Annotated in this window: 18 protein-coding genes, 2 tRNA genes, 3 rRNA genes and 1 other annotated feature (1 of these 24 running past the window's edge); of the genes, 3 read left to right on the top strand and 20 right to left on the bottom strand. The window is 57.7% G+C overall.

The window, feature by feature from the left end; translation table 11 throughout:
• Positions 1-3: 3 nt before the first annotated feature.
• The 20 genes from D781_RS04125 to rluD form a co-directional block, all read right to left on the bottom strand.
• Positions 4-573, bottom strand: coding sequence for a DUF3261 domain-containing protein (locus D781_RS04125; RefSeq protein ID WP_015671051.1), 570 nt, complete (start codon positions 571-573; stop codon positions 4-6).
• Entirely contained in the window at positions 573-2,873 is a 2,301-nt protein-coding gene (locus tag D781_RS04120; protein WP_015671050.1) for an MMPL family transporter, read from the bottom strand. The genes D781_RS04125 and D781_RS04120 overlap by 1 nt, the downstream gene beginning before the upstream one ends.
• Positions 2,863-3,468 (bottom strand): outer membrane lipoprotein carrier protein LolA, encoded by a 606-nt coding sequence (locus D781_RS04115; RefSeq protein ID WP_015671049.1) that lies wholly within the window; start codon positions 3,466-3,468, stop codon positions 2,863-2,865. The genes D781_RS04120 and D781_RS04115 overlap by 11 nt, the downstream gene beginning before the upstream one ends.
• On the bottom strand, positions 3,465-3,893 hold the full coding sequence (locus tag D781_RS04110; protein ID WP_015671048.1) for a thioesterase family protein: 429 nt from the start codon (positions 3,891-3,893) through the stop codon (positions 3,465-3,467). The genes D781_RS04115 and D781_RS04110 overlap by 4 nt, the downstream gene beginning before the upstream one ends.
• A complete protein-coding gene (locus tag D781_RS04105; protein ID WP_015671047.1) occupies positions 3,890-5,611 on the bottom strand; it encodes a glycosyltransferase family 2 protein in 1,722 nt (573 codons plus the stop codon). Before D781_RS04105 ends, D781_RS04110 begins: the two co-directional genes overlap by 4 nt.
• Positions 5,602-5,946 (bottom strand): 3-hydroxymyristoyl-ACP dehydratase, encoded by a 345-nt coding sequence (locus D781_RS04100; RefSeq protein ID WP_015671046.1) that lies wholly within the window; start codon positions 5,944-5,946, stop codon positions 5,602-5,604. Before D781_RS04100 ends, D781_RS04105 begins: the two co-directional genes overlap by 10 nt.
• Positions 5,943-7,310, bottom strand: coding sequence for an AMP-binding protein (locus tag D781_RS04095; protein WP_015671045.1), 1,368 nt, complete (start codon positions 7,308-7,310; stop codon positions 5,943-5,945). The genes D781_RS04100 and D781_RS04095 overlap by 4 nt, the downstream gene beginning before the upstream one ends.
• Positions 7,277-7,855: a hypothetical protein gene (locus D781_RS04090; RefSeq protein ID WP_015671044.1), complete on the bottom strand. Its 579-nt coding sequence runs from the start codon at positions 7,853-7,855 to the stop codon at positions 7,277-7,279. The genes D781_RS04095 and D781_RS04090 overlap by 34 nt, the downstream gene beginning before the upstream one ends.
• A 15-nt stretch (positions 7,856-7,870) precedes the next feature.
• Positions 7,871-8,122, bottom strand: a complete 252-nt coding sequence (locus D781_RS04085; protein ID WP_015671043.1) for an acyl carrier protein — start codon at positions 8,120-8,122, stop codon at positions 7,871-7,873.
• Positions 8,123-8,131: 9 nt separating this feature from the next.
• The gene (locus D781_RS04080) at positions 8,132-8,392 is read right to left on the bottom strand and encodes a phosphopantetheine-binding protein (RefSeq protein ID WP_015671042.1); all 261 of its coding nucleotides are present in this window, start codon (positions 8,390-8,392) and stop codon (positions 8,132-8,134) included.
• A gap of 4 nt (positions 8,393-8,396) precedes the next feature.
• Positions 8,397-9,206, bottom strand: coding sequence for a lysophospholipid acyltransferase family protein (locus tag D781_RS04075; RefSeq protein ID WP_015671041.1), 810 nt, complete (start codon positions 9,204-9,206; stop codon positions 8,397-8,399).
• Positions 9,199-9,906, bottom strand: a complete 708-nt coding sequence (locus tag D781_RS04070) for a beta-ketoacyl synthase chain length factor (RefSeq protein WP_015671040.1) — start codon at positions 9,904-9,906, stop codon at positions 9,199-9,201. Before D781_RS04070 ends, D781_RS04075 begins: the two co-directional genes overlap by 8 nt.
• 307 nt (positions 9,907-10,213) lie before the next feature.
• Positions 10,214-10,290, bottom strand: a tRNA-Asp gene (locus D781_RS04065).
• Between the two features lie 91 nt (positions 10,291-10,381).
• Positions 10,382-10,497 (bottom strand): 5S ribosomal RNA (gene rrf / locus D781_RS04060).
• Between the two features lie 103 nt (positions 10,498-10,600).
• Positions 10,601-13,509: ribosomal RNA gene (locus D781_RS04055) — 23S ribosomal RNA — on the bottom strand.
• A gap of 217 nt (positions 13,510-13,726) precedes the next feature.
• Positions 13,727-13,802, bottom strand: a tRNA-Glu gene (locus D781_RS04050).
• Positions 13,803-13,975: 173 nt separating this feature from the next.
• Positions 13,976-15,516, bottom strand: a 16S ribosomal RNA gene (locus tag D781_RS04045).
• Together the 16S, 23S and 5S rRNA genes with 2 tRNA genes alongside form the textbook arrangement of a ribosomal RNA operon.
• Positions 15,517-16,014: 498 nt before the next feature.
• Entirely contained in the window at positions 16,015-18,588 is a 2,574-nt protein-coding gene (gene clpB / locus D781_RS04040) for an ATP-dependent chaperone ClpB (RefSeq protein ID WP_015671039.1), read from the bottom strand.
• Between the two features lie 129 nt (positions 18,589-18,717).
• Entirely contained in the window at positions 18,718-19,449 is a 732-nt protein-coding gene (gene yfiH / locus D781_RS04035; protein WP_015671038.1) for a purine nucleoside phosphorylase YfiH, read from the bottom strand.
• Positions 19,449-20,426, bottom strand: a complete 978-nt coding sequence (gene rluD, locus D781_RS04030) for a 23S rRNA pseudouridine(1911/1915/1917) synthase RluD (RefSeq protein ID WP_015671037.1) — start codon at positions 20,424-20,426, stop codon at positions 19,449-19,451. Before rluD ends, yfiH begins: the two co-directional genes overlap by 1 nt.
• A gap of 131 nt (positions 20,427-20,557) precedes the next feature.
• Between rluD and bamD the strand changes: the two genes are divergently transcribed.
• The 3 genes from bamD to pheL all read left to right on the top strand — a co-directional run bounded on the left by bamD (position 20,558) and on the right by pheL (position 22,117).
• Positions 20,558-21,289, top strand: coding sequence for an outer membrane protein assembly factor BamD (gene bamD / locus D781_RS04025; RefSeq protein ID WP_015671036.1), 732 nt, complete (start codon positions 20,558-20,560; stop codon positions 21,287-21,289).
• Between the two features lie 313 nt (positions 21,290-21,602).
• Positions 21,603-21,947: a ribosome-associated translation inhibitor RaiA gene (raiA, locus tag D781_RS04020; RefSeq protein ID WP_015671035.1), complete on the top strand. Its 345-nt coding sequence runs from the start codon at positions 21,603-21,605 to the stop codon at positions 21,945-21,947.
• 121 nt (positions 21,948-22,068) lie between these two features.
• Positions 22,069-22,125 (top strand) — a sequence feature (Phe leader region); it runs 70 nt beyond the window's last position.
• Positions 22,070-22,117 carry a pheA operon leader peptide PheL gene (gene pheL / locus D781_RS23365; protein ID WP_102024999.1) on the top strand — a complete coding sequence of 16 codons (48 nt, stop codon included), beginning with the start codon at positions 22,070-22,072 and terminating at the stop codon, positions 22,115-22,117. (Overlaps the previous feature by 48 nt.)

Below are 22,125 nucleotides of genomic sequence, written 5' to 3'. Positions count from 1 at the left end.
CGCTTACTCCTCCAGATTCTCAATGGCGATCCGGTAGTGGAACGCCGACTGGCTGATGGACACCGGATGACGACGTTCTGCCGTCTGGTAGCGGATCTCGCTGATCAGCACCCCGCGATCGTCATACAGACGGCGGCGATCGTCGCGCTCCTCCAGCCGCCAGCCTGCCGGCAGCCGCGCCTGCCACTGCGCCTGCGGCCAGTAGCTCAGCATAATATCCGCCAGCACCTGGGCGGCCGGCGGCAGTTCGCCCAGCTTGATAAACTGCCGACTGTGAATACCCTGCTCATCATAAACCAGATTAAACAGGCGAATGCCCAGCGGCGACATCCCCACCAGCGTCAGGCGCTGACCATCGGCATTGAGCAGCACCATCATCGTATGCCGCTGCCCTTTCACTTCGGCGGTCAGCAACTGTTGCTGGCTGAACGGTTCCGCCAGCGTCGGCGACGGCAGGGCCACCCGGGTGCCGGGCTTCAGCCAGGCGCTGGGCGCATCGGCCGTAGAAGATGAACCGGCACAGCCGGTCAGCAACGCGCCAAGCAGCACGATCGGGAGCAATAGGCCGCGCATCAGACATTACCTCTTAACGTTTTTCTCAGGGTCAGCGGCGCCAGCAGAAACGCCACCGCAATACCGCCGCTCAGCACGATGCCAAAGCTGGCGATCGCCTGCGTATGGCTGAACACCAACATGCCGAAGGTCAGCTGCGTGGTGAACACCGCCATAAAGATGGCAAACATCGAGGTGGTCGGCGTTCCGCGCGGATTGGTGAAAAACAGCGTGTAGTTAATCCCAATCCCCAGCACCAGCACCAGCGCCAGCAGTGAAAACAGATTCAGCGTATGGCCGCTTAACGCCAGCGCCGCAATGCCGCCGCCCAGCGACAGCAGGGTCGGCACCATACAGCGCAGCGCGTGACGCAGGCCGAAGCGCCACAGATAGATGACCGCGATAGCCGCCACCGACAGCATCAGTAAATAGGACAGGTACAGGCGGTAGTGGCCAAACAGCTCGCTGAACTCCGTTTTACGGTCGATCCAGCCGCCGCCGGGAATCTGCTGCGCCAGTTTCAGCATGGCGGCGCTGTCCTGCACGCCGCTGACGGGCACCAGCACCGCACTGCGGCCGTCCGGCAGCGACAGCCATAATAGCCGCCACCCTTCGCTGACCACGCTGGTTAACCATTGTTCCGGCTGCACCCAGCGCGCCTGCAGATCGGGCGGAGCAACCTCAACGCCGGCCTGCTGCAGCTGCGCCGTTACCTGCGGGGCAACGCGCGCCAGCAGCGCCGCATCTTCACGCTGCTGGCGCAGGGAAGGCAGCGGCAGCAGGCGGTAATCCTCCAACAGCCCCCGCTGCTGCGCCTGCTGCAGTTTCGGCCGCAGCATTTCCAGCCGCTGCAGCGTCTGCTGGGCATTCTGCCCATACACCACCAGCCATTTCTGAGCGTTATGCTGCCCGGTCAAGGCGGCGATCTGCCGCTCCTGCTGCTGCAGCCCGGCCGGCAGCGACTGCAGCTGGCCAATATCATCATCAATGCGCAGCTGGCCAATCCCCGCCACCACCGTCACGGCGATCGCACCGGGCAGGCCGAAGCGCAGCAGCGGCCGACACCAGGCCCGCAGCCAGCGCATAATCAGCGTCAGTCCCGGCGCGCTACGCACCGGCAGGCGGCGCGACAGCTGCGGATACCAGCAGATTACCGTCATGCACGCCGCGCTCAGCCCCACGGCGGCAAACACCGCCAACTGCTGCAACCCGGGGAACGGCGCGATCAACAGCGCCAGATAGGCCACCACCGTCGTCAGCAGCGCCATCGACAGCGCCGGCAGCAGCTTGCGCAGGCTCTGCAACGGCGTCGACTGCCGGCCATGCACCATGCGTTCGCTGAGGAAGTACAGCGTATAGTCGGCGGAAATGCCGACGATGCTGATGCTCAGCACCAGCGTCATCAGGTGAATCTCGCCAAACGCCAGCAAGGTGGCGACCGTTCCCGCCAGCGCGCCGACGCCGACCGACAGCGCGCACAGCAACAACGGCAGCGGCGAACGGAACATCAGCAGCACCAGCAAAAATACGCCGGCCACGGAGGCCAGCCCGATGGTGGAAATATCGTGCTCAGCCTGCTGGCTGGCATAGTCGCTGTAATACAGCGCGCCGCGCTTCAGTACTTCGCTGCCCGGAAAACGCTGCTGCAACTGCTGCTGCAACGCGTTCAGCGTCACCACCATCTGCCGCGCGCTGTGCATATCGTAAGAGGAGGCACGTAATTCGCCATGCAGCAGGTACCAGCTGCGCCCCTGCCGATCCTGCGCCGTCAGCCAGCCGTCCTGCAAACGCAGCGCGCCGCCGTTTTGCTGCTGCGCCAGCTGCGCGCCACGCACCAGCAACAGCGGATCGTGCGCCAGCTCTTTGCCGCTGACGCCGGCGAACGCCGAATACAGCTGGCCGAGGATCCACTGGCTTTGCGCCTCCGCGCCCTGCCGCAGGCGCTGGCGGGTCGCGTCATCCAGCAGCGCATTGCGGTGCTGATAGAAAAACTGTCCCCACTGCTGCTGACGCCCGGCGTCCAGCGGGCCGGCGACCTGCTGCAACGTCGGCAGCGCCCGCAGCTGCTGATACCACCAGATCACCGCAGCGTCGCCTTGCCCCGGCGCCGGGCTGACCAGCCACATCAGTTGGCGATCCAGGCGCTGGCTGAAGCCGTCCGCCAGCGCCTTCGGCACCTGAGACTGCGAGGAGTGCGGCAGCAGCGCCAGCACGCTGCTGTTAATCTGGCTGCGCGGCGCCAGCACGCACAGCGCCGCGAGTAATAACACGCAGACCGCCAGCCAGCCGTAGGCCAGCCGACGGTGGACGTTAGGGCGCAAAACGCTGCTGCTCCTCGGCGGTCAGCGTCGCCGGTTCGGTTCGCTGATTAAAAAAGCGAATATGGGTGGCGTCGTTTTGTTTATCATCAATATCAATGGTGTTCAGGAAGCGGGCGCCGTTGAGCGTAATGCGCGTAAACAGCTTATCCAGCGGGGTGGTTTTCGGCGTCAGCACCAGACGCCAACGTTCGTCGCCCAGGTCGCTGAACTGCAGGGTGAAGTTTTGCTCCAACGCCTGACCGTCCGCATGAAACAGCGCGCTCAACAGATGGTTGAACTGAAACATCTGCGGGTTATTTTCCGCCGTCACCACCTGCGGCGCCTGCCCGGCCACGGTTTGCACCATGCGCCGATCGTCCAGCAGCAGCGTCAGCGGGAAGGGACGCTGCTGCGCCCACCACAACCCTTTCTGCTGGGAGATCAATAGCTCACCGCCGGACTGCAGCGGCTTGGCCATCCCGCTGATGCTGCGCTGCTGCTCAAATTCGGCGCGCAGCACCGCCTGCTGGCTGAAGCGCTGTTGCAGCTGTGGCAACGTAACGGCCTGCGCCCCTACGGCGAACAGGCACAGCGCCATCAATAGCCACTTTTTCATCGCTTCTCCTCCAGCTTGTCCAGCAGCACCTGCGGCGCAACAAAACACATCTCCTGACGGCTCTCGTCCACCGCCACCTGAATGGTGTAACCACTGGTGGTGCGCTGGCCGCTGTCCGCGTCCAGGATCTGGTAGCCGATACGCAGGCGATTCTCGTACTCCTGCAGCGTGGCGCAGACAATCACCCGCTGCTCAAAACGCAGCGGCGCGATGTATTTCACCCGCGTGTCCACAATCGGCCAGACGTAGCCTGAGGCCTGCATTTGCCGATAGCCGTAATCAAACTGCTTCAGCAGCGCTTCGCGCGCCACTTCAAAATAGCGGAAGTAGTTGCCGTGCCAGACCACGCCCATTGCATCGACATCGTGAAACGGCACGGTAATCTCCACCCGTACGGAAAAACGCGGATCGTCTTGCAGGCTCATGCCTCAGGCTCCTGTCGTGCCGGCGGCTCAACGGCCGCCAAATGCCAGAAATCGAAAAAGTTAAACCAGTCGAGCGGCGCCAGCAGGCAGTAGTGCTCCAGCCGCGCCGCATAGCGATCCACCGCCTGCTGCAGCGCCCGCTGCCGATCGCCGCGCGGCAAAGGCAGCGGATCGGCGAAGGGTTCGAAATAGACCCGCAGCTCGCCCTGCTGTTTAAGGCCAAACATCAGGAAAACCGGGCAGCGCAGCGCCGCGGCCAGCACGAACGGCCCTTGAGGAAACGGCGCCGCCTGGCCGAGAAACTCGCTCCAGACCACGCGCGGCTGTTCGCCGCGCTGATACTGCCCGGCGGAGGTGCGATCGCCGACGATGGCCACCCATTCACCGGCGTTCAGCTTATCCATCAGCCGCATGGCGGTTTCCGGCCCCAGCGAGGAAACCTGGATCAGGTTCAGATTGGCGCGCGGGTTTACCTCGCGCATCACCTGATTAAAGCGTTCGGCATGTTCGGTAAACACCAGCGCATTGACCTTAACCTCGGCGCCCAGCTCTCCCAGCGCGCGACAGGATTCGATATCACCGAGGTGCGACGCCAGAATCAGCGTGCCCTTACCCGAGTCGATCTGCTGCTGGCAACGCTGGCGATCCACCAGCCGGATCCCCTGTAGCTCGCCCTGCCAGCTGGCCAGCTTATCCAGCATCGCGTCGCCAAAGCGCATAAAGTGGCGAAAGCTGTTCAGCGGCTGCGGCAACGGCTGCTGGCGCTGCTGCGCAAAATGGTGCAGGCGCTGCAGGTAATCGCGCGATGCCCGGCGCTGCGCCCGCCCGGTCAGCCAGAAATAGCCGATCACCGGGTACAGCAGCAGCTGAAACGCCCGACGGCCGAACAGTTTATACACCTTGAGCATCAGACGGATGCCCCACAGCCCCTGACGCTCGCGCGCCGCCGACCAGTGCTGCGGCTCTGCCTGCCGCCGACGCTGGCGTAATAGCCGCGGAATGCGCGGCAGCATGCCGAGAAACAGCCGGGTGTGCATCCAGGAAATACGTAGGTTGTCGCGCAGCGCGTCAAAATGGGAAATGCCGTCCGCCGGATAGATCACGCGGGTGGGTAAAAAGCGGCTGGGCACGCCCCGCCAATACAGACGCACCATCACTTCGGTATCGAAATCCATACGCTGCCCCAGCCGGCGGCTGTTCAGCAGCGCCAGCGTTTCCGCCAGCGGATAGACGCGGAAGCCGCACATGCTGTCCTGCAGCGAAAAGGAGAGCGTCTCCAGCCATACCCAAAAGTGCGTGATATAGCGGCCGTACAGCCGCGCCTTCGGCACCGACGCATCGTAGAGCGGGCGGCCGGAGATCAGCGCCTGCGGATAGCGGCGGGCCTCATCCAGCATGGCGGGGATATCGCTTAACTGATGTTGACCGTCGGCATCCAGCTGCAGCGCATGGCTGAAGCCACGCTGCTGCGCCAGTTGCAGGCCGGCGCTCACGGCACCGCCCTTGCCGAGGTTCTGTTCCAGCCGCTGCAGCGTCACCCACGGCCTCTGTGCCGCCAGGCGCTGTAACTCCGTCGCCGTAGCGGCATCGCTGCCGTCGTCAATCACCAGGCACGGCAGCTGATAGCCCGCCAGCTGATCCAGGACATCGGCCATCATCGCGCCGTGATTAAAACAAGGGACGAGCAAACAGGGTCGAAACTCATGATTCAGCGACATAGGGCAATCTTTCCGCTGCTGGCGATAACCTCACCGACGCGATAGCTGAACAGCAGTTTCTGTCGGGCCGGCTGCCACTCCAGCGTCAACGTCACCGTTTCCAGCGGCAGGATCGGTCGCTGGAACTTCAGCACTTCCATACCCGAGAAGCCGCCCTCAATCGGCAGCAAGGCGGCGGCAAACTGCATTGCCCAGTTGACCTGCGCCACGCCGGGCAAAATGGGATGCTGAGGGAAATGACCGCGAAACCACGCCAGCTCGGCGGGCAGCCGCATCGTCACCGCGGCATGGTTCGTCTCCGTTGTCTGTTGTTGCAGCACCTCGGGATGCATCATAAAAAGAGTTCCTGTAATTCGGCATAGGCGCGTTTACCCTGCGGATTACGCGGGATCGCCGTGACAATCCGCCAGCTGCGCGGCAGCGCGACCGGCTCCAGCCACGGACGCAGCGCCTGATGTAAACGCCGGGTGAACAGACCTTCCGGCAGCGACTGACGCTCGGCGCGTCCCTGCGCGGACAGAACGATCACCGCGGCCAGGCTGGTGCGCCCCTTACGCCGCAGCGGCAATACCGCCGCATCGCTGATGGCCGGCAGCGCCAGCAGCCGTCGTTCAACTTCGCTGAGCGACAGGCGTTTTTCTTCAATTTTGATAATGCGATCGCTGCGCCCCAGCAGCTGAAAATAACGCGTATCCGCCGCCGGTTGCAAAATATCATTCAGCGCCAGCGGCGCATCAAGCAGCGGAGAATCGATCTGCGCCAGCCCCTGCGCATCCACCTGCAGGGTGACGCCGTCAAACAAACGCCACGGCGTCTCTGGCCGTTGCTGCTGCCGCCAGCCGATAACGCCGGTTTCCGTCGCGCCATAGATCTCCAACGGCAACGCGCCCAGCAGATGCTGTGAGCGCTGTGCCTCAGCGAACGTCAGCGGCCCGCCGGCGGAGAACACCTGTGTGCAATCCAGCGGGCTCAGCGCGCTATCCAGGCGTTTCAGCCAGGCCGGGCTGCTGATAAACAGCAGTTGTCCCACCTGACGTTTAGCAATCAGCTGTTCATGGTATTGCGTGAGCTGCGCGTCGAACGGCACGCCGCAGGCCATCGGCATAAACAGCCGGAAGCTCAGGCCGTATAAATGCTGATGAGAAACGGAGGCGGCGATCCAGCACCCCTGAAACTGCGGCAACCAGCAGGCAGCCAGCAGCGCGCATTCATCATCCAGCACAGCAACCGACTTATGCACCTTCTGTGGCTCCCCCGTCGACCCGGAGGTATAGAGAACCAGACCGGCGTCCTCCGGCCAGTCCGGCAACGCGGCGCGCGCTGTGCGCCCTTCTGTCACCGTCAGGCTCGGCACGCCAAGCATCAGCGGCAAATCACTCAACAACGCGTCAAAGTCCGCGCGCTGCTCTTGTAAAATGGCTTCCCGCTGATGACCGAAAATAATTGGCTCTTTACCGCAGTACAACGACGCTAACAACGCGACCGTAAAACGGTAGCAGTCATCAAAACAGAGCGCCCAGCGCCGTTCCCTGCGCGCATTCAGCTCGTGATACAGCCCGGCGACATCGCGACGCAGCTGGCCCAGCGTTATTCGCTGCTCGCCACGCCAGGCAACCACGCGGTCAGACGCCCGCTCCTGCGCCAGCCAGCGGCTCATCGGCAAGGTCAGCGGCGTTTTATCCTTTGTCTCGCGATCCATTCTCCCCCCATCAGGGCGCCCATCAGCAGGTAACTGATCCCGCCGTTGTACAACGTCCATAGCTTGATATCCCCCAGTTGGCAGGTGATTAACGCTATTGAGGCGTTCACAATAAAGAACCCGCACCAAACCTGGGTGACCCGGCGCGTATAGGCTACGCCCGCGGCGGACAGCTCCGGCTCACGCAGGCGCGCCAACCGCTCGACCACCGTCGGAGGAAACCACAGGGAACCGGCGAACAGCGCCAGCAACAGCAGGCTGACCAGCACCGGGTAATACAGCAGCCAGTGGGATTGCCCCAGCAGCCAGCTGCTCAGCGCCAGTACCATGCCGACCAGGGCCAGCATTTTCGCCAGGCCGCCGTGCTGACGCCACCCACCGCGCAGTGACAGCAGACGCAGGGTGAACAGCACGGCCAGCAACGGCGCCAACAGCTGCGTGCCCCAGCGGCTAACGCCAAACCATATCGCAAACGGATACAGTACCAGCAATAGCCAGGTCAGCGCCTGCAGCAGCGTTCGGCTACGCGCCAGCCAGCGTCTCACCGTACGCCGCCTGCGTCAGCTGCCGGGGTTGAGCAATTGATCGATTGCATCGACCACGTCTTGTACCGTACGCACCGACTTGAACATTTCCGGTTTGATCTTTTCACCGGTAATCTTTTGCAGGTGCACCACCAGGTCAACGGCGTCGATGCTGTCCAGATCCAGTTCGTCATACAGACCGGACTGCGGCGTAATCGTCTGGGCATCAAGCTCAAACAGCTTGGCCATCAACGTCTGAACCTCGACAAAAATCTGCTGCTTATCCATGAAAACCCCTTATTTGCTACGCCGTGCGGAAACAAACGCGGCCAGCGTTTCCACAGAATAAAAATGCTGACGCATATCGTCGCTTTCGGCCGACAACACAACGCCATAACGGTTTTTCAGCGCCAGACCCAATTCCAGCGCATCAATCGAATCCAGACCTAAGCCTTCGCCGAACAAAGGCGCCTGTGTGTCAATCTCATCCGGCGTCATACCTTCAAGATTGAGCGAGTCAATAATCAATTGCTTGATTTCGGTGCTCAATAAATGCATTCCACTATTTCTCATTATTTATAGAATCTGACTGTAAGGCGTCAGTTAAATGCTGGGTTAAACGTCTTGCTGCGCGGGCAGGAGAAACATCGTCCTCGTGCATAAAAGTGCGAGTGTCGATCTTATCCAGAACAGTTACGCGAAACTGCGGTTTTATCGCCGGGATATTATACCATTTGCCCTGTTTCGTCAGCATTGGCGGCTCGCAGCGGATCTGGACCAGCCGAATCGGACACTGACTGCGAATCGCAATATTTGCGGCGCCGCGCTGCAGCGTCAGCGCACTTCCCGGTGTGGTGCGCGTTCCTTCGGGAAAGATAAGGATCGTGCCGCCGCTGGCCAGGCGCTGCTGACACAGCGCCAGCAGACGCTCGGATTCGGCATTAGCCAGATAGCCTGCCGCCTTGATCACACCGCGCACGAACACATTACACAACAGCGCCTGTTTAACGATGCAGTCACAGCGAGGCATGCGCGAAGCCAGCAGCACATAGTCCAGCAAGCTGGGGTGATTGGCGATCACCAGACAGCCGGCATCCTCCTGCAGGCGTTCTTCATGTTCGAAAGCATAATCAAACACGCCGAAAAAACGGCAGGCGGACAGAAAAGCGCGAAAGCTGTAGCGAATGGCATCCTGGGTTAGCTGGTGACGTCGGCCCGAGTCACGTACTACCAGGCGTAACAGGTTGAACCAAACGCAGGAGAGCAGCAGACCGCCGACGCCAAATAAGGCAAATAATCCGCCGGTCGCCAACACGCGCCAGCAGCGGTTCAGCCAGGATGAAGGGGCGGCCCGATTTGCTGCGTTAGCCATGATGCGTCCAGCGCCAGTCGTGGCGCGGGCCTGGTACGATAAAATCGCGTTGCCCGCTTAGCCAGTAGCGCAGAAAGGATAAACTTTGTGGTAAGGGTTCAGCGGCCTGACGCCTGGCAACCGCCGCGCATTGCCATGACTCCCCCGCCTCCAACAGTAGCGCCAGCGCATAGGGCCGAGCGGTTAGCGCGACAAAAGGCTGATAGACCTCAGGCAGCGCGCCGTCAAAGTCCACCAACAAAACCCGTGTCGCCGCGCCGCTGGCTAATGCTCCCTGCGCTTCAATCATTCCCTGCTGAAAGCTGTCTTCGCCAGCCGCCAGCGAAGTGGTAGGTAACGTATTTTTAGCAATGATGGTTAACCAACCTGCGGCGGTATTATGCACCGACATGGCAAAATCGGTCGGCGATAGCGGCTGTTGCTGATACAGGTGCTGCAGGATCTTATGGGTACGCTCCAGCTCACCGTGGCGGCTGGTAAAGATAGCCAGATCCACAGGCTGCTGCTCCAACAGAGTCAGCCCACACTCGACGGCCAATCGCGTACCTGCGCTCATACGCCGTGAGGACATCATAGGGATATGCGGGCAAGGCGGTAACGTCTGCGGGGTGACCTCACCGAGTGGCTGGCTGGCCCATTGACGCCAGCTATCCGCGGTTTCATATCCGGCGGCCAACGCCCGCCAATTGAGTATCTTCATGCGACCCGCTTGTCACCAGAATATATCGTGCATAAATTTATGATATTTATCCTCGGATAACATGGTTAAAAATCTGATTTTATAACCTGCGTTTATTTCAATGAAAATAAATTTTATTTATTAGTCAGTTAACTATATATCAACCGGCGGCGCGTTGCGCTAACGCATTAAAGTTAATCGAAGTGGCAATTAAATACGCGGATAGCCGCAGCTTTCTTTCAAAAACAGGTATTAAGCGTTTTAGCAGGCGGGGATTTTTGGCATATGAAAAAGCCCTGAGTCAGAGACTCAGGGCTTATCAATAAAGTGGCGGAACGGACGGGGCTCGAACCCGCGACCCCCTGCGTGACAGGCAGGTATTCTAACCAACTGAACTACCGCTCCACCGATTCTGTTACGTTGCTTTTTACAAAGCAGCAAGGTCTCTTTTCAACCTTGCGATTATCAGACGTCACGCTGATAACGTTTATTTGATGCCTGGCAGTGTCCTACTCTCGCATGGGGAGACCCCACACTACCATCGGCGCTACGGCGTTTCACTTCTGAGTTCGGCATGGGGTCAGGTGGGACCACCGCGCTATTGCCGCCAGGCAAATTCTGTTTCATCCCGACCGCTACCTCGTAGCCATCAGAACCAATCTCGGAACTTCACTGAAAATATCAACCAATCTCTCTAAAACACCTTCGGTGTTGTAAGGTTAAGCCTCACGGTTCATTAGTACTGGTTAGCTCAATGCATCGCTGCACTTACACACCCAGCCTATCAACGTCTTAGTCTTAAACGTTCCTTCAGGGGCCTTAAAGGCCCAGGGAAGACTCATCTTGAGGCAAGTTTCGCGCTTAGATGCTTTCAGCGCTTATCTTTTCCGCACTTAGCTACCGGGCAGTGCCATTGGCATGACAACCCGAACACCAGTGGTGCGTTCACTCCGGTCCTCTCGTACTAGGAGCAACCCCTCTCAATCTTCCAACGCCCACGGCAGATAGGGACCGAACTGTCTCACGACGTTCTAAACCCAGCTCGCGTACCACTTTAAATGGCGAACAGCCATACCCTTGGGACCTACTTCAGCCCCAGGATGTGATGAGCCGACATCGAGGTGCCAAACACCGCCGTCGATATGAACTCTTGGGCGGTATCAGCCTGTTATCCCCGGAGTACCTTTTATCCGTTGAGCGATGGCCCTTCCATTCAGAACCACCGGATCACTAAGACCTGCTTTCGCACCTGCTCGAGCCGTCACTCTCGCAGTCAAGCTAGCTTATGCCTTTGCACTAACCTCACGATGTCCGACCGTGATTAGCTAACCTTCGTGCTCCTCCGTTACTCTTTGGGAGGAGACCGCCCCAGTCAAACTACCCACCAGACACTGTCCTCACCCCAGATTATGGGGCCGAGTTAGAACATCAAACATTAAAGGGTGGTATTTCAAGGATGGCTCCATGCAGACTGGCGTCCACACTTCAAAGCCTCCCACCTATCCTACACATCAAGGCTCAATGTTCAGTGTCAAGCTATAGTAAAGGTTCACGGGGTCTTTCCGTCTTGCCGCGGGTACACTGCATCTTCACAGCGAGTTCAATTTCACTGAGTCTCGGGTGGAGACAGCCTGGCCATCATTACGCCATTCGTGCAGGTCGGAACTTACCCGACAAGGAATTTCGCTACCTTAGGACCGTTATAGTTACGGCCGCCGTTTACCGGGGCTTCGATCAAGAGCTTCTCCTTACGGATAACCCCATCAATTAACCTTCCGGCACCGGGCAGGCGTCACACCGTATACGTCCACTTTCGTGTTTGCACAGTGCTGTGTTTTTATTAAACAGTTGCAGCCAGCTGGTATCTGCGACTGGCTTCAGCTCCATCCGCAAGGGACTTCACCTACGCGCCAGCGTGCCTTCTCCCGAAGTTACGGCACCATTTTGCCTAGTTCCTTCACCCGAGTTCTCTCAAGCGCCTTGGTATTCTCTACCTGACCACCTGTGTCGGTTTGGGGTACGATTTCGTGTTACCTGGAGCTTAGAGGCTTTTCCTGGAAGCTTGGCATCAACTACTTCTGCACCGTAGTGCATCGTCATCACGCCTCAGGGTTAATAGCGTTCCGGATTTACCAGGAACACCCCCCTACACGCTTAAACCGAGACAACCGTCGCTCGGCTAGCCTAGCCTTCTCCGTCCCCCCTTCGCAGTAACACCAAGTACAGGAATATTAACCTGTTTCCCATCGACTACGCTTTTCAGCCTCGCCTTAGGGGTCGACTCACCCTGCCCCGATTAACGTTGGACAGGAACCCTTGGTCTTCCGGCGAGCGGGTTTTTCACCCGCTTTATCGTTACTTATGTCAGCATTCGCACTTCTGATACCTCCAGCAACCCTCGCAGGCCACCTTCAACGGCTTACAGAACGCTCCCCTACCCAACAACGCCTAAGCGTCGCTGCCGCAGCTTCGGTGCATGGTTTAGCCCCGTTACATCTTCCGCGCAGGCCGACTCGACCAGTGAGCTATTACGCTTTCTTTAAATGATGGCTGCTTCTAAGCCAACATCCTGGCTGTCTGTGCCTTCCCACATCGTTTCCCACTTAACCATGACTTTGGGACCTTAGCTGGCGGTCTGGGTTGTTTCCCTCTTCACGACGGACGTTAGCACCCGCCGTGTGTCTCCCGTGATAACATTCTTCGGTATTCGGAGTTTGCATCGGTTTGGTAAGCCGGGATGGCCCCCTAGCCGAAACAGTGCTCTACCCCCGAAGATGAGTTCACGAGGCGCTACCTAAATAGCTTTCGGGGAGAACCAGCTATCTCCCGGTTTGATTGGCCTTTCNCCCCCAGCCACAAGTCATCCGCTAATTTTTCAACATTAGTCGGTTCGGTCCTCCAGTTAGTGTTACCCAACCTTCAACCTGCCCATGGCTAGATCACCGGGTTTCGGGTCTATACCTTGCAACTAGACGCCCAGTTAAGACTCGGTTTCCCTACGGCTCCCCTATTCGGTTAACCTTGCTACAAAATATAAGTCGCTGACCCATTATACAAAAGGTACGCAGTCACACCACGAAGGATGCTCCCACTGCTTGTACGTACACGGTTTCAGGTTCTATTTCACTCCCCTCGCCGGGGTTCTTTTCGCCTTTCCCTCACGGTACTGGTTCACTATCGGTCAGTCAGGAGTATTTAGCCTTGGAGGATGGTCCCCCCATATTCAGACAGGATAACACGTGTCCCGCCCTACTCATCGAACTCACGACCTGTGCATCTTCGTGTACGGGACTATCACCCTTTACTGTGCGACTTTCCAGACGCTTCCACTGACACACAAGCCGATTCAGGTTCTGGGCTGTTCCCCGTTCGCTCGCCGCTACTGGGGGAATCTCGGTTGATTTCTTTTCCTCGGGGTACTTAGATGTTTCAGTTCCCCCGGTTCGCCTCCTGCCACTATGTATTCATGACAGGATAGTGTGTCGAAACACACTGGGTTTCCCCATTCGGGTATCGTCGGTTGTAACGGTTCATATCACCTTACCGACGCTTTTCGCAGATTAGCACGCCCTTCATCGCCTCTGACTGCCTAGGCATCCACCGTGTACGCTTAGTCACTTAACCTCACAACCCGAAGATGTTTCACTTCGCGTTGCAAACATTTGAGAGACTCTATGACAGGTTACTCCTTATCCCAAACTTATACGGAGGGACAAGTTTCAGCCGTCATGTTTCAATTTTCAGCTTGTTCCAGATTGTTAAAGAGCAAATATCTCAAACATGACTCGCAAGTCAGTTTTGAGATATCGTTTGATACCGTCTTTCACCCGATATCAGCAAGTGGCGTCCCCTAGGGGATTCGAACCCCTGTTACCGCCGTGAAAGGGCGGTGTCCTAGGCCTCTAGACGAAGGGGACACGAAATTTGCTTAGCGAATCACTGATTCGCTAATTTCGTGTAAGGGTGAGATTTTCCCAGGAAAATCGAGCGACATTGTTATTTGTCACCGTACCCCCAACGCATCGACGCTTTGCTCGTTCTTTTCATCAGACAATCTGTGTGGACACTGCACAGTCAGGATATCTTTCGGTAAGGAGGTGATCCAACCGCAGGTTCCCCTACGGTTACCTTGTTACGACTTCACCCCAGTCATGAATCACAAAGTGGTAAGCGCCCTCCCGAAGGTTAAGCTACCTACTTCTTTTGCAACCCACTCCCATGGTGTGACGGGCGGTGTGTACAAGGCCCGGGAACGTATTCACCGTAGCATTCTGATCTACGATTACTAGCGATTCCGACTTCATGGAGTCGAGTTGCAGACTCCAATCCGGACTACGACGTACTTTATGAGGTCCGCTTGCCTTCGCAGGTTCGCTTCTCTTTGTATACGCCATTGTAGCACGTGTGTAGCCCTACTCGTAAGGGCCATGATGACTTGACGTCATCCCCACCTTCCTCCAGTTTATCACTGGCAGTCTCCTTTGAGTTCCCGGCCTAACCGCTGGCAACAAAGGATAAGGGTTGCGCTCGTTGCGGGACTTAACCCAACATTTCACAACACGAGCTGACGACAGCCATGCAGCACCTGTCTCAGAGTTCCCGAAGGCACCAATCCATCTCTGGAAGTTCTCTGGATGTCAAGAGTAGGTAAGGTTCTTCGCGTTGCATCGAATTAAACCACATGCTCCACCGCTTGTGCGGGCCCCCGTCAATTCATTTGAGTTTTAACCTTGCGGCCGTACTCCCCAGGCGGTCGATTTAACGCGTTAGCTCCGGAAGCCACGCCTCAAGGGCACAACCTCCAAATCGACATCGTTTACGGCGTGGACTACCAGGGTATCTAATCCTGTTTGCTCCCCACGCTTTCGCACCTGAGCGTCAGTCTTCGTCCAGGGGGCCGCCTTCGCCACCGGTATTCCTCCAGATCTCTACGCATTTCACCGCTACACCTGGAATTCTACCCCCCTCTACGAGACTCTAGCTTGCCAGTTTCAAATGCAGTTCCCAAGTTAAGCTCGGGGATTTCACATCTGACTTAACAAACCGCCTGCGTGCGCTTTACGCCCAGTAATTCCGATTAACGCTTGCACCCTCCGTATTACCGCGGCTGCTGGCACGGAGTTAGCCGGTGCTTCTTCTGCGAGTAACGTCAATTGATGAGCGTATTAAGCTCACCACCTTCCTCCTCGCTGAAAGTGCTTTACAACCCGAAGGCCTTCTTCACACACGCGGCATGGCTGCATCAGGCTTGCGCCCATTGTGCAATATTCCCCACTGCTGCCTCCCGTAGGAGTCTGGACCGTGTCTCAGTTCCAGTGTGGCTGGTCATCCTCTCAGACCAGCTAGGGATCGTCGCCTAGGTGAGCCATTACCCCACCTACTAGCTAATCCCATCTGGGTTCATCCGATGGTGTGAGGCCCGAAGGTCCCCCACTTTGGTCTTGCGACGTTATGCGGTATTAGCCACCGTTTCCAGTGGTTATCCCCCTCCATCGGGCAGATCCCCAGACATTACTCACCCGTCCGCCGCTCGCCGGCGAGGAAGCAAGCTTCCTCCCGCTGCCGCTCGACTTGCATGTGTTAGGCCTGCCGCCAGCGTTCAATCTGAGCCATGATCAAACTCTTCAATTAAAAGCTTGATTCGCTAAGTTAATAGCTGTTGCTCAAAGATTACTGCATGAATTTTACTTCAGTTAGTCACTCTTCAAGACTTGATATTTTTTGCATCCGAAGATGCTGGATATCGTCTTGTGAGTGCCCACACAGATTGTCTGATAAATTGTTAAAGAGCATCGCCGGAGATAATTCCCATCGGCGCGGGCTGCGTATACTACGCTTTTCACCCGGAGAGTCAAGCGTTTATTTCGCTTTCTTCTCGCTGACCCGGCGGCTTGTCAGTCGTTGTTCCCGGTCAGTGGAGGCGCATTATAGGGAGTTCTCAGAACGCCGCAACCCCTAATTGCAAAAAAAATGCCAACCGCACAAAAAACACTCAGAATCGCCGTTTTAGGATGTTTATTAGGCGGAAAGGGTGTGTTTTTCCTCCTATTCAATAACAAACCCGGTAAAGCCCGCAAAAAGAAAAAGGAGCGGTTGCCCGCTCCTCTTTATAACTACCACTCGTGCCGCTTACTGTTTGGCGACAATGTGGTCGTTTTCCACATCCAGCGTCACCGGTTTGCCCGGCACCAGCTCGCCCGACAGGATTTGCTGCGCCAACGGGTTCTCGATCTCCTGCTGGATTGCGCGTTTCAACGGACGCGCGCCATAGACAGGGTCGTAACCGGTCTTGCCGAGCAGCTCCAACGCCGGTTCGGTAATGGTGACTTCGTAACCGCGCTCTTCCAGACGTTGATACAGACGGTCCAGCTGAATCTTGGCGATGGCGGCAATGTGTTTCTGCCCCAGAGGGTGGAATACCACGACCTCATCGATACGGTTGATGAATTCCGGACGGAAGTGGTGACCCACCATTTCCATAACCGATTCTTTCATCTGCGCATAGTTCATCTGGCCAAAGTGCTCCTGAATCAAATCGGAGCCCAGGTTCGAGGTCATGATCACCACGGTGTTACGGAAGTCGACGGTGCGCCCCTGGCCATCCGTCAGGCGACCATCATCCAGCACCTGCAGCAGGATGTTAAACACGTCCGGGTGCGCCTTTTCCACTTCATCCAGCAGAATGACGGAATAAGGACGACGGCGGACGGCTTCCGTCAGGTAACCCCCTTCTTCATAACCGACATAGCCCGGAGGTGCGCCCACCAGCCGAGATACTGAGTGCTTCTCCATAAACTCGGACATATCGATGCGCACCATCGCGTCGTCGCTGTCGAACAGGAACGATGCCAGTGCCTTACACAGTTCGGTTTTACCCACCCCGGTCGGGCCGAGGAACAGGAAAGAACCGATCGGCCGGTTCGGATCCGACAGGCCGGCGCGGCTGCGGCGAATCGCATTGGAGACCGCACTAACCGCTTCGTCCTGGCCAATCACCCGAGAATGCAACTCTTGCTCCAGACGCAGCAGCTTATCGCGCTCGCCTTCCAGCATGCGCGCCACCGGGATACCGGTCGCTTTGGCCAGCACTTCGGCAATCTCTGCGTCCGTCACGCGGTTACGCAACAGCTTCATGGTCTTGCCTTCGGACTGCGTCGCCGCCGCCAGCTGTTTTTCCAGATCGGGGATCTTGCCGTACTGCAGCTCAGACATCCGCCCCAGGTCGCCAACGCGGCGCGCCTGCTCCAGTGAGATCTTCGCCTGTTCCAGTTCAGCCTTGATCGTCTGCGTACCGGACAGGGAGGCTTTTTCCGCCTTCCACTCCTCTTCCAGTTCAGAATATTCGCGCTCTTTCTGTTCCAGTTCAGTACTCAGCATTTCCAGCCGTTTCTTGCTGGCGTCGTCGGACTCTTTATTCAGCGCCTGCTGTTCCAGCTTCAGTTGGATAATGCGGCGTTCCAGACGATCGAGCGATTCCGGTTTGGAATCCATCTGCATGCGGATGCTGGAAGCGGCCTCATCGATCAGGTCGATGGCTTTATCCGGCAGCTGGCGGTCGGAAATATAGCGGTGCGACAACGTCGCCGCCGCCACGATCGCCGGGTCGGTAATCTGCACGTGGTGGTGAAGCTCATAGCGCTCTTTCAGACCACGCAGAATCGCGATGGTGTCTTCCACGCTGGGTTCCGCCACAAAGACCTTCTGGAAACGACGTTCGAGCGCCGCATCCTTCTCTATATACTGACGGTATTCGTCCAGCGTCGTCGCCCCGACACAGTGAAGCTCGCCGCGCGCCAGCGCCGGCTTCAGCATATTGCCGGCGTCCATCGCGCCGTCGGCCTTGCCGGCCCCGACCATGGTGTGCAGTTCATCAATAAACAGAATGACGCTGCCTTCCTGTTTAGCGAGATCGTTCAGCACGCCTTTCAAACGCTCTTCAAACTCGCCGCGATATTTGGCGCCGGCAATCAGCGCGCCCATATCCAGCGACAGCACGCGTTTGTTCTTCAACCCTTCCGGCACTTCGCCGTTCACAATACGCTGCGCCAGCCCTTCGACGATCGCGGTTTTACCCACGCCCGGCTCACCAATCAGCACCGGGTTGTTTTTGGTACGGCGCTGCAGCACCTGAATAGTGCGGCGGATTTCTTCGTCACGGCCGATGACCGGGTCAAGCTTGCCCTGTTCGGCGCGTTCGGTCAGGTCGATAGTGTATTTCTTCAATGCCTGACGCTGATCTTCAGCCCCTTGGTCTTCCACGCTGTCACCACCCCGCATTTGGTCAATTGCCTTGCTGATTTTGTCGCTCGTTGCGCCGGCGGCTTTCAGCAGTTCAGTCAGGGTGCCGCGATCTTCCAGCACCGCCAGAACGAATAATTCGGAAGAGATAAATTTATCGGCGCGCTTTTGCGCCAGTTTGTCGCACAGGTTCAGTACGCGCACCAGTTCGTGGGACGGCTGTACGTCACCACCGGTGCCTTCAACCTGCGGCAGGCGCGATAACGCCTGTTCGATATCAATACGTACGCGACCGGCGTCAATACCGGCGGACGTTAATAAAGGACGAACCGAGCCCCCTTCCTGATTAAGCAAAGCGCTCATCAGATGTAACGGTTCAATAAATTGGTTGTCGTGCCCAAGGGCGAGAGACTGGGCATCGGCGAGGGCCAGCTGGAATTTGTTGGTAAGACGATCCAGACGCATAACACCTCCAATATGGTCAAAATTGCTACTGGAGATTAAATGAGGTCATTCCTCAAATTTTCAAGGTTATTTCGACACTATATTATCGGTACGACGTTATGCGTCAGTGGATCGTCCTAATTCAATAGGTTATATCAGCCAGATTAAACTTGCCAGACGTCCGGTGACGCCGTCGCGCCGATAGGAAAAGAAATCGCTCTTTTCGCTAACGGTACAGCGGTCGCCGCCGTAGACGGCGCTGACGCCGGCACGCTGTAAACGCTGGCGCGCCAGCAGATAGATATCGGCCAGGAATTTCTCCCCGTAAGGCGTAAAAGCCTGTTCGGCATAGGGGTCCGCCGTGATAAATGCCGCCCGCACCTCTGCGCCGACTTCAAACCGGCGCGGACCGATCGCCGGCCCGAGCCAGGCGCTGATATCGCCCGGTGCGGCCTGAAACTCAGCGAGCGTCTGCTCCAACACGCCGTTACACAGCCCGCGCCAACCGGCGTGGGCGGCGGCCACTTCGTCGCCGCGACGGGAGCAAAACAGCACCGGCAGACAGTCCGCCGTCATCACCGCACATACCTGCCCCGGCACACGCGTATACGCCGCATCGGCCTGCAGATCGGCGGGCGTCAGCCCGTCAAGGCGCACCACCCGCGTGCCGTGCACCTGCTCCAGCCAGTACGGCATCTGCGGCAGGCCGGCGGCACTCACCAGGCATTCCCGGTTCTGCTGCACCGACTGCGGCCGGTCGCCGACGTGCATGCCGAGATTCAATGAGTCGTAAGGCGGCAGGCTGACTCCGCCCCTGCGGGTCGTGCTGCAGGCCTGAACGCCTTGCGGCAACGGCCAGTCGGGCAGAATCAACGTTTCCATCACCAATCCATCTGATCTTTAAATTCTTCGGTATCCGCTTTCAGCGCGTCGATCAGATCGACCATATCCTGCGGCAGCGGCGCATGCCACTCCATCTGGATGCCGCTGATCGGATGGTACAGACGCAGCATGGTGGCATGCAGCGCCTGACGGTCAAACCCGCGCAAGGTATGGATAAACGCTTCCGATGCGCCCTTCGGCGGACGCGGACGGCCGCCGTACAGCGGATCACCCACCAGCGGGTGGCTGATATGCGCCATATGCACGCGAATCTGGTGCGTACGCCCGGTTTCCAGCCGCAGCCGCAGGCGCGTATGCGCGCGGAAGTGCTCCATAATGCGGTAGTGGGTCACCGCCGGTTTGCCCATCGGATGCACCGCCATATGGGTGCGTTTGGTGGAGTGGCGCGCAATCGGCTCTTCCACCGTACCGCCGGCGGTCATAGTGCCGATCGCCACCGCTTCATACTCACGGGTAATCTCACGCGCCTGCAGCGCTTCCACCAAGCGCGTCTGCGCCGGTACGGTTTTGGCGACCACCATCAGGCCGGTGGTGTCTTTATCCAGGCGGTGCACGATGCCGGCGCGCGGCACGTCGGCAATCTCAGGATAATGGTACAGCAAGGCGTTGAGCACCGTGCCGTCCGGGTTGCCCGCCCCCGGGTGCACCACCAGATCGCGCGGTTTGTTGATCACCAGAATATCGCCGTCTTCATAGACGATATCCAGCGGGATGTCCTGCGGTTCCCAACGCGCTTCTTCTTCAATCTGCGCATCAATGGCGACCGTCTCTCCTCCCAGCACCTTCTCTTTCGGTTTGTTTATCGTTTTGCCGTCGACCTGCACCCGATCGTCCAAAATCCACTCTTTTATGCGAGATCTTGAATAATCAGGGAACAATTCAGCCAAAGCCTGATCTAAACGTTGTCCGAGTTGAGATTCGGCCACCGTTGCGGTGAGTTGTACTTGTTGTGCCATATGCAGCTTCTTCGTTAACGTTGGGTTTTCACGGCGATGCCGTTTAATATAATGTGCTATTGTAACTGGTCTTTGTCGGGAGCTTAACGGACAGTCTCCCGGAATAACACCCTGAGGATAATCAAAACGTCATGACGCGTATGAAATATCTGGTGGCTGCAGCCACGTTGAGCCTGGCGCTGGCAGGTTGCTCCAGTTCCAAGGATGCGGTTCCCGACAACCCGCCTTCGGAAATCTATGCTAACGCCCAGCAAAAACTGCAGGACGGTAACTTCAAGGGCGCGATTACGCAACTCGAAGCGTTAGACAACCGCTATCCGTTCGGGCCTTACTCCCAGCAGGTACAGCTCGATTTGATCTATGCCTACTATAAATCGGCCGATCTGCCGCTGGCGCAGGCGTCCATCGATCGCTTTATCCGCCTTAACCCGACGCACCCGAACATCGACTACGTGATGTATATGCGCGGGCTAACGGATATGGCGCTGGATGATAGCGCGCTGCAGGGCTTCTTCGGGGTCGATCGTTCAGACCGCGATCCGCAGCACGCCCGTGCCGCATTCCGCGACTTCAGCCAGCTGATTCAGCAGTATCCGAACAGCCAGTACGCGACCGACGCGCAAAAGCGTCTGGTGTACCTGAAGAACCGTCTGTCCAAGTATGAGCTTTCAGTGGCGGAATACTACACTAAACGCGGTGCGTACGTCGCGGTTGTTAATCGCGTCGAGCAGATGATGCGTGAATACCCGGACACCAAGGCAACCCGCGATGCGCTGCCGCTGATGGAAAATGCATACAAGCAGCTGCAGCTGAACAGCCAGGCGGACAAAGTGGCGAAAATCATCGCCGCCAACCGCGCCTGATGCATCCAGCATGGCAGAACGACAAAACGGCAGCCCTGGGCTGCCGTTTTTTTTTGGCGCACGCTCCACGCATGAGGAAAAATACGCCAGTGAAAACACGGCGTTAGCAAAGAACTTTCACCGGTTAACCTATCAATAATGCGCCATTGCGCGCCAAGACTCAAGCGCCAGTTAACGGTTTCCGAAAGCAAATCACAGATTGAACTAACTTTGCAAAAAGTGACAAAAAAAGGCGATTTTCCTCGCCCATTTACGCCAAAACGGGGGTATGCTGAATTCATCCAAAGACGGAAAGACAAGAGAGGTAAGTCATATGACAATCAACATTACCAGTAAGCAAATGGATATCACCCCCGCAATCCGTAGTCATGTCGAAGACCGTCTCACCAAACTGGATAAATGGCAGGCCCAGCTGATTAACCCGCATATCGTGCTGTCCAAAGAGCCGAAAGGGTTTGTGGCTGACGCCACCATCACTACGCCGAACGGCCCGCTGGTCGCCAGCGCCAAACATGAAGATATGTATACCGCCATCAATGACCTGCTCGCCAAGCTGGAGCGCCAGCTGAACAAGGTGCAGCACAAGGGCGAAGCACGCCGCGCCTACGCCAGCGTGAAAGATATCGTGCCGGAAGCGGCGCCGGAACAAGAATCATAAAATCAGGCAGAGGCCACATCAAACGCGCCGGAAGGCGCGTTTTTTGTCTGTCGGTTTTTATTGACACAGGGAAAAGCCTGCGGTTACTTTAAAACCTGTTGGTTAAAGACTTGGGTACCCAAATGCAGCGCACACCGTTTTTCTTCGCATTCTTTTTTACCTTCCCCTGATTGGGAGG

Origin of the sequence: Serratia sp. FGI94 (assembly GCF_000330865.1) — a bacterium.
GTDB classification, from domain to species: Bacteria; Pseudomonadota; Gammaproteobacteria; order Enterobacterales; family Enterobacteriaceae; genus Serratia_B; species Serratia_B rubidaea.
Note: the sequence above shows the minus strand (reverse complement) of the source record. Positions and strands in the feature narration are given on the sequence as shown.

Excerpts from the sequence above, each read along its gene's own strand:
- D781_RS04125 (WP_015671051.1), bottom strand. The coding sequence starts at position 573 with ATGCGCGGCCTATTGCTCCCGATCGTGCTGCTTGGCGCGTTGCTGACC.
- D781_RS04115 (WP_015671049.1), bottom strand. The coding sequence starts at position 3,468 with ATGAAAAAGTGGCTATTGATGGCGCTGTGCCTGTTCGCCGTAGGGGCG.
- D781_RS04110 (WP_015671048.1), bottom strand. The coding sequence starts at position 3,893 with ATGAGCCTGCAAGACGATCCGCGTTTTTCCGTACGGGTGGAGATTACC.
- D781_RS04105 (WP_015671047.1), bottom strand. The coding sequence starts at position 5,611 with ATGTCGCTGAATCATGAGTTTCGACCCTGTTTGCTCGTCCCTTGTTTT.
- D781_RS04100 (WP_015671046.1), bottom strand. The coding sequence starts at position 5,946 with ATGATGCATCCCGAGGTGCTGCAACAACAGACAACGGAGACGAACCAT.
- D781_RS04095 (WP_015671045.1), bottom strand. The coding sequence starts at position 7,310 with ATGGATCGCGAGACAAAGGATAAAACGCCGCTGACCTTGCCGATGAGC.
- D781_RS04085 (WP_015671043.1), bottom strand. The coding sequence starts at position 8,122 with ATGGATAAGCAGCAGATTTTTGTCGAGGTTCAGACGTTGATGGCCAAG.
- D781_RS04080 (WP_015671042.1), bottom strand. The coding sequence starts at position 8,392 with ATGCATTTATTGAGCACCGAAATCAAGCAATTGATTATTGACTCGCTC.
- D781_RS04075 (WP_015671041.1), bottom strand. The coding sequence starts at position 9,206 with ATGGCTAACGCAGCAAATCGGGCCGCCCCTTCATCCTGGCTGAACCGC.
- D781_RS04070 (WP_015671040.1), bottom strand. The coding sequence starts at position 9,906 with ATGAAGATACTCAATTGGCGGGCGTTGGCCGCCGGATATGAAACCGCG.
- clpB (WP_015671039.1), bottom strand. The coding sequence starts at position 18,588 with ATGCGTCTGGATCGTCTTACCAACAAATTCCAGCTGGCCCTCGCCGAT.
- yfiH (WP_015671038.1), bottom strand. The coding sequence starts at position 19,449 with ATGGAAACGTTGATTCTGCCCGACTGGCCGTTGCCGCAAGGCGTTCAG.
- rluD (WP_015671037.1), bottom strand. The coding sequence starts at position 20,426 with ATGGCACAACAAGTACAACTCACCGCAACGGTGGCCGAATCTCAACTC.
- bamD (WP_015671036.1), top strand. The coding sequence starts at position 20,558 with ATGACGCGTATGAAATATCTGGTGGCTGCAGCCACGTTGAGCCTGGCG.
- raiA (WP_015671035.1), top strand. The coding sequence starts at position 21,603 with ATGACAATCAACATTACCAGTAAGCAAATGGATATCACCCCCGCAATC.